At 73.3% G+C, this 6,857-nt stretch carries 8 protein-coding genes; 4 read left to right on the forward strand and 4 right to left on the reverse strand.

Annotated elements, in window-relative coordinates; genetic code table 11:
- Positions 1 to 44: 44 nt before the first annotated feature.
- Genes H505_RS0132165 through H505_RS0132175 form a run of 3 tightly spaced genes read right to left on the reverse strand, consistent with a single transcriptional unit; the run spans position 45 to position 2,730 of the window.
- Positions 45 to 1,001, reverse strand: a complete 957-nt coding sequence (locus tag H505_RS0132165) for an LLM class F420-dependent oxidoreductase (RefSeq protein WP_026405241.1) — start codon at positions 999 to 1,001, stop codon at positions 45 to 47.
- 8 nt (positions 1,002 to 1,009) lie between these two features.
- Positions 1,010 to 1,777, reverse strand: a complete 768-nt coding sequence (locus H505_RS0132170) for an SDR family oxidoreductase (RefSeq protein ID WP_026405242.1) — start codon at positions 1,775 to 1,777, stop codon at positions 1,010 to 1,012.
- Positions 1,778 to 1,812: 35 nt separating this feature from the next.
- Entirely contained in the window at positions 1,813 to 2,730 is a 918-nt protein-coding gene (locus H505_RS0132175) for a LysR family transcriptional regulator (RefSeq protein ID WP_026405243.1), read from the reverse strand.
- 79 nt (positions 2,731 to 2,809) lie between these two features.
- Here H505_RS0132175 and H505_RS0132180 point away from each other — a divergent pair, with 79 nt between their 5' ends.
- From H505_RS0132180 to H505_RS0132195, 4 genes are read left to right on the forward strand one after another with little or no spacing between them, the layout of a single operon-like run.
- Positions 2,810 to 4,021: an MFS transporter gene (locus H505_RS0132180; protein WP_026405244.1), complete on the forward strand. Its 1,212-nt coding sequence runs from the start codon at positions 2,810 to 2,812 to the stop codon at positions 4,019 to 4,021.
- Between the two features lie 21 nt (positions 4,022 to 4,042).
- Entirely contained in the window at positions 4,043 to 4,492 is a 450-nt protein-coding gene (locus tag H505_RS0132185) for a Zn-ribbon domain-containing OB-fold protein (protein ID WP_199748046.1), read from the forward strand.
- Positions 4,493 to 4,521: 29 nt separating this feature from the next.
- Positions 4,522 to 5,679, forward strand: coding sequence for a lipid-transfer protein (locus tag H505_RS0132190; protein ID WP_245592681.1), 1,158 nt, complete (start codon positions 4,522 to 4,524; stop codon positions 5,677 to 5,679).
- 49 nt (positions 5,680 to 5,728) lie between these two features.
- Positions 5,729 to 6,325, forward strand: coding sequence for a hypothetical protein (locus tag H505_RS0132195; RefSeq protein ID WP_026405247.1), 597 nt, complete (start codon positions 5,729 to 5,731; stop codon positions 6,323 to 6,325).
- Between the two features lie 18 nt (positions 6,326 to 6,343).
- Here the strand turns inward: H505_RS0132195 and H505_RS0132200 are convergent, their stop codons facing one another.
- The gene (locus H505_RS0132200) at positions 6,344 to 6,754 is read right to left on the reverse strand and encodes a hypothetical protein (protein ID WP_026405248.1); all 411 of its coding nucleotides are present in this window, start codon (positions 6,752 to 6,754) and stop codon (positions 6,344 to 6,346) included.
- Positions 6,755 to 6,857 lie beyond the last annotated feature (103 nt).

The raw sequence follows: 6,857 nt of genomic DNA on the forward strand, positions 1-6,857 counted from the left end.
GGGAGCCGCCCGTCCGGGCGGCTCCCTTTCGCGTGCGGGCGTCGTCAGCCGGCGGACGGGGCGAGGGCTTTCACCGCGTCGGGGACGGACACGTCCTTCGCCGGGACGACCGCGAGGACGGGCGTCGTGAGCCCGTTGTCGACGTACTCGCGGATCCGGGCCCGGCAGGCGGCCGGGGACCCGTGGACGATCAGGTCGTCGACGACCTCGTCCGGGATGACCTCGAGGGCCTTCTTGCGGTCCCCCGCGGCCCACGCCTCGTTCATCGCCCGCAGGGCGTCGCCGCGGCCGAGCCACTCGTGGAACGCGCGGTAGACCGGGACGGTCATGTACGCGGCGATCATCCAGCGGCCGATGGCGCGGGCCTCGTCGGCGTTCTCGGTCGGGCAGACGAACAGGCGGGCGATGAGTTCGCGGTCGTCGCCGAGTTCGGACCGGACGGTCCGGACGTCCTTCGGCGCGAGCCAGTTCGTGATCGCGCCGTCGGCCTCGCGGGCGGCGAGGCGGAGCATGCCGGGGCGGAGGGCCGCCAGGACGATCGGCGGCGGCGACGCGGGCGCGTTGTCGAGCTTGAAGCCCTTGACGGTGAAGGTGTCGTACTCCTCCTTGACCTTCTCCCCGGCGAGGGCCTTGCGGAGGAAGCGGACCGTGTCGCGGACGCGCTTGTACGGCTCGTCGAACGGGATGCCGTTCCAGCGTTCGACGATCGTGTCCGAGGACGTGCCGATGCCCATGACGAACCGGCCCGGGGCGAGGCCGGCGAGGGTCGCGGCCTGCTGGGCGAGGAGGGCGGGGCCGCGGGTGTAGACCGGGACGATCGCGGGGCCGAGGCGCAGCTCGGGGGCCCACTGGGAGGCAAGGGCCAGCGGGGTGAAGGCGTCGGTGCCGTTCGTCTCGGCGGACCAGGCGTCGGTGTAGCCGAGGCCGGGCAGGCTCGCGATGATCTCGCGCTGCTCGGCGAGCGGTCCGGAAAGCGGAATGGTCAGTCCCCAGCGAGACATGTGGGCTCCTAGGCGATCGAGGGCCGGATGGTGCTGCCGCCGTCCACGACGAGGGTCTGGCCGGTCATCCAGGAGGACGTGTCGCCGGCGAGGAAGACGGCGGCGGTGGCGATGTCCTCGGGGACGCCGAGGCGGCCGAGCGGCAGGTGCGCGCTGATGGCCTCCTCGTTGCCCTCCCAGAGCCCGCGGGCGAGGTGGGTCTTGACGAGGCCGGGGGCGATGCAGTTGACGCGGACCTTCGGCGCGAGCTCCACCGCGAACTGGCGGGACAGGTGGATGACGGCGGCCTTGGTGGCGTTGTAGTAGCCGATGCCGTGCTCGGTGACCATGCCGCCGACGGACGCGATGTTGATGATCGCGCCGCCGTTCTCCTGCATGGCGCGCTTCCACGCGAGGTTCGTCCAGGTGACGATGGAGAACTGGTTGACCTCGACGGTCTTCGCGGCGGCGGACGGCTCGATGTCGACCATCGGGCCGAAGTAGGGGTTCGTCCCGGCGTTGTTGACGAGGATGTCGAGGCCGCCGAACTCGGCGATGGCGGCGTCGACGCAGGCGGCGGCCTGCTCGGCGTCGCCGACGTGGGCGGCCTTGGCGAGGACGCGGGCGTCCGGGTGGGCCGCGAGGATGTCCTTGGCGGCCTCGTCGAGCCCTTCTTGCTTGCGGGAGGAGAGCACGACGTTGGCGCCCTCGGCCACCAGCGCGGTGGCGATCGCCTTACCGATGCCCCGGGACGCCCCGGTGACCAGGGCGGTCTTGCCTTCCAGTCCAGTCCGCATCCGCGGTCTCCTTCCACGAACAGAATCCGACTCGGTCACTGTACCCAAGTGACTGACGAGTCAGTTAGCTGGCCTTCCCCGCCGTGTTCCAGGACGAACCGGCGGAATCCCTCCACGACGGGCGGCCGGGTGCGGGCGGTGGACCAGACCAGGCCGATCGTGCGGGTCGCGCCGGTGTCGGTGAGGGTGAGGTGGCGCAGGCCGGAGAACTCCTCGCCGGGCCGGGGCGGCGGGACGATCGCGACGCCGAGGCCCGCCGTGACGAGGCCGCGGACGGTCGAGGTCTCCTCCCCCTCGAACGCGATGCGGGGCGGGCCGCCGGCCTCCGCGAACAGCTCCTCGGCGAGGGTCCGCAGGTGGGCGCCCTCGCGGAGCGCGACGAACGGCTCGTCCAGGACGTCCCGGACGGACGCGCGCCGCCGCCCCGCGAGCCGGTGGGCGGCCGGGACGGCGAGCTGCAGGCGCTCGGTGACGAGCGGGTGCCAGGTGAGGGACGGGTCGTCGGGGCGGGGGCTGTTGATCGCGAGGTCGGCGCGGCCGTCGAGGACCATCGCGGTGACGCGCTCGGAGCGGTCCTGGCTGAGGCGGAACGCGACGCCGGGGTGGCGGTCGCGGTAGCGGCGGATGAGGTCGGGGACGAACGAGGGCCCCTGCGTGTGCAGGAAGCCGAGGGACACCTCGCCGCGCTCGGGGTCCGCGGCCCGCGCGAGGGCGCGGTGGGCGGCCTCCTCCTCGGCGACGAGCCGGCGCGCGTGCTCGGCGAAGACGCGGCCGTACGGGGTGAGGGCGACGCCGCGCCCGGCGCGGTCGAGGAGGGGGTGGCCGAGTTCGCTCTCGAGCCGGGCGACCGCGCGGGACAGTCCGGGCTGGGAGATCCGGAGTTCGGCTGCGGCGTTCGTCACATGGCCGAGTTCCGCGACCGTCAGGAACCACCGGACGGTGAGGAGATCCATAAACTCATGATGGATCCGCATCGGTCGCAGAGTAAAGAGTCATTGGACGCATGGATCGGTCCAGGCGGAACCTTGGCGAGTGACCGCGACCCTGGAGACTTCCCGACGCCACCTGCCCGGATCGCCCGGCCTGCGCCGCGTGAACGTGGCGCTGTTCGCCGCCGGCCTGACGACGTTCATGTCGCTGTACTGCACGCAGGCGCTGCTGCCCGAGCTGTCGGCCGACCTCGGCGTGGCCCCGGGGCGGGCGAGCCTGCTCGTGTCGCTGGCGACGGGCGCGGTGGCGGTCGCGGTGGTCCCGGTCAGCTCGCTGTCGGAGCGGTACGGGCGGACGCGCGTGATGCTCGGGTCGGCGGCGGCGTCGGCCGTGATCGGGCTGCTGCTGCCGCTGTGCACGACGTTCCCGCAGCTCGCGGCCGTCCGGACGGTGCAGGGGCTCGCGCTGGCCGGGGTCCCGGCGGTCGCGATGGCGTACCTGGCGGAGGAGGTGGACGGCGCGCACCTGGGCGGCGCGATGGGCCGGTACGTGGCCGGGACGGGCATCGGGGGCGTGCTCGGACGGGTGGTGCCGGGCGTCGTCACGGACTTCGGCGGCTGGCGCTGGGCCCTCGCCGCGACCGGGCTGCTGGCCCTGGTGTGCACGGTCGCGTTCTGGCTGCTGCTGCCGCCGTCGCGCTTCTTCCGCCCGGGGCGCGCCGGCCGCCCCGGGCTCCGCGCGCACCTGGCGGATCCGGGGCTGCGCCGCCTCTACCTGGTGGCGCTGACGGCGATGGCCGGGTTCGTCACGGTCTACAACTTCCTGACGTACCGGCTGCTGGAGGCGCCGTTCCACCTGCCGATGGCCGTCGTCAGCATGATCGCGGTGATGAACCTGGCGGGGTCGGCGGCGTCCGCGCGGGCGGGCGTCCTCGCCGACCGGGCCGGGCGGCGGGCGGTGCTCGCCGGGGCGCTCGTGCTGGCGGCGGCGGGCCTGGTGCTGATGTTCCCGCCGGTGCTGTGGCTGGTGGGCGCCGGCCTGCTGGTGTTCACGGTCGGGTTCTTCGCGGCGCACTCGGTGGCGAGCGGGTGGGTCGGGGCGCACGCGTCGGCGAACCGGGCGCAGGCGTCCGCCCTGTACCTGTGCGCGTACTACCTCGGCAGCAGCCTGGGCGGGACGGCCGGCGGGTACGCGTTCGAGCACGGCGCGTGGACCGGGACGGGCCTGTACGTGCTGGCCCTGCTGGCGGTCGCGCTGCTCGCCGCCACCGCACCTGTCTTGAGCGGGCGCTTGGTTGCTAGGCTGCGCCGGTAGGCGATCAAGGCGGGAGGCCGCGTGACCACCACCAAGGAACGTCGTCCGGCGATCGACGGCTGGTTCTGCGAGCGGGACGGCGGCGTGCGGCTGCTGGGCACCCGGTGCGGGACGTGCGGTACGCCGTACTTCCCGCGCAACGAGCTGGCGTGCAGGAACCCGCACTGCGACGGCCCGCGGGACGGCTCCGAACTCGCCGAGTACGCGTTCTCGGCGCGCGGCAAGATCTGGTCGTACGCCGATTCCCGCTACAAGCCGCCGCCCCCCTACGTCTCCCCCGACCCGTTCCGGCCGTACACGGTCGCGGCGGTGGAGCTGGCGGACGAGCGCATGGTCGTCCTCGGGCAGGTCGTCCCGGAATGCACGGTCGATGACCTGGCCGTCGGGATGGAGGTCGAGCTGACCGAGGGAGTCCTGTACGAGGACGACGACACCGAGTACACCGTCTGGATGTGGAGGCCCGTCAAGTGAGCGGTTCGGTGGCGGTGCTCGGCGCCGGGATGCACCCGTGGGGCAAGTGGGGCCGCAACTTCGTCGAGTACGGGCTCGCGGCGGCGCGCGCCGCGCTGGCCGACGCGGGCCTCGCGTGGACGGACGTCCAGTACGTGGCGGGCGCGGACACGATCCGCAACGGGTACCCGGGGTTCGTCGCGGGCGCGACGTTCGCGCAGGCGCTGGGCTGGTCCGGGGCGCGGGTGTCGAGCTGCTACGCGGCGTGCGCGTCCGGGGCGCAGGCCATCGCGTCGGCGCGCGCGCAGATCCTCGCGGGCCTGTGCGACGTGGCGCTCGTGGTCGGTGCGGACGCGGCCCCCAAGGGGTTCTTCAAGCCGGTCGGCGGGGACCGCCCGGACGACCCCGACTGGCTGCGCTTCCGTCTGCTCGGCGCCACCAACCCCATCTACTTCGCCCTGTACGCCCGTCGCCGCATGGCCGTGCACGGCGCCACGCTCGACGACTTCGCCGCCGTGAAGGTCAAGAACGCACGGCACGGGCTGAACAACCCGAACGCCCGCTACCGGAAAGAGGTCTCGCTGGAGGACGTCCGGGAGTCGGCCGTCGTCGCGGACCCGCTGCGGCTCCTCGACATCTGCGCGACGAGCGACGGCGGCGCGGCGCTCGTCCTGACCTCGGTGGACTTCGCGCGCCGGCACGGCATCGCCGACCCGGTGCGGATCCCGGCGCTGTCCACGGTGACGCCCACGTTCCCGAAGACGGTCCTCGACCTGCCCGACTTCGCGACCGACTCGGCGATGGCCGTCGAGCCGCCGGACCGCCCGTTCCGGTCGGCCATCGCGCACGCCGCGTACGAGGAGGCCGGGATCGGGCCGGAGGACCTGTCGCTCGCGGAGGTCTACGACCTGTCCACGGCCCTCGAACTCGACTGGTACGAGGACATCGGCCTGTGCGAGGCGGGCGGCGCGGAGGAGCTGCTGCGCTCGGGCGCCACGGCGCTCGGCGGCCGCGTCCCGGTGAACCCGAGCGGCGGGCTGGCGTCCTTCGGCGAGGCGATCCCGGCGCAGGCCATCGCGCAGGTGTGCGAGCTGACGTGGCAGCTCCGCGGCACCGCGGACGGCCGCCAGGTCGAGGACGCGCGGGCGGGCATCGCGGTCAACCAGGGCCTCTTCGGCCACGGCTCGGCGGTCATCGCCGTCCGCTGACCGGGCTTGCCGCGGGCGGACATGCCGCCGATCCTGGGAGAATCGCGGCATGTTCGCCGTGCGGCTGCTGGTAGCGCTGTCCGCGACGCCGCTGGTGGCGGCGGCGGTGACCGGCGCCTGCCGCCTCGCCTTGCACACCGACCCGTGGTACCGCCTTCTCCTCCTGCCCTGCGCCGCGTTGTCGCTGGTCGTCGCCTGGCACATCCAGTCCTTCATCGAGGACAGGGACACCCACACCCAGGTACTCGTCGCCTGCGTCGTTGTGTTCACCACGTTCGTGACCGGGCACACGGCGGCCCTCACCTGGGTCGCTCCGCGGCACACGTGCACCGTCGTCGAGGCGGTCACCTGGAAGCAGGACCGCGGCTTCGGGGATGTGACATACCGTCGGCTGACCTGCGACGACGGGCACACCGAAAAGCTGGGGAGCAAGCCGCAGCCCTGGGCGAAGGCGACCGACGTCACCGATCGGGCGGCGGGAACCCGCGTGCAGGTGGCCTACGACCCGAACGGGAGTCTCCCCTCCCTGGAGATCCGCGGCCGCATCTGGTGGCTGCTGGTGATCGGTTCCGTCGTCTCGATGCTCCTGACGCTGTCGGCGCACGCCGGAATGGTCGTCGCCCACCGGCGCCGGCGACGGTCCTGACGTGCTCCGGGCGTCCGGCTACGAGACCGTGAAGCCGTCGCAGCCGATGTAGTAGGCGTCGCCGTTCGGGTGGACGTGCAGCCAGACGATCGTCCAGGTGCCCTGCATCAGCGGGTACGCTCCGCCCGAACCGGCCCACTCGAAGTCCGTGGGGTAGGTGAGGTAGACCCACTCGGTGCCGGTGAGCCGCTGGGGCTTGCTCCGCGCGGCGCCGGACACCGCGTTGCCGATCGGCGCCCCGCGCGGCACGCGCACCTCGGCGGCGACGTAGTAGCCCGCGGGCGTCTCCCACTTGTGCCGCACGCCGAACTCGACGGTCTTCCCGCTGTGCGGCGTCCGGGGCGCGGAGAGCTGCATCTGCCGTTGGAGACTCGAGTTCTCGGGGCGGAGCGCCGGGATGCAGGTGTGGTCCGTCGCGGAGAAGGCCACGCTCTGGTAGTCGGTCGTGGGCTGCTTGAGCAGCAGTTCGTCCGGCGGGCGGCCGTCCGGGCCGGGGGTGCGCCCGCCCGGCGGCGCGGCCTACGGGAACGGG

Origin of the sequence: Actinomadura rifamycini DSM 43936 (genome assembly GCF_000425065.1) — a bacterium.
Classification (GTDB): Bacteria; Actinomycetota; Actinomycetes; order Streptosporangiales; family Streptosporangiaceae; genus Spirillospora; species Spirillospora rifamycini.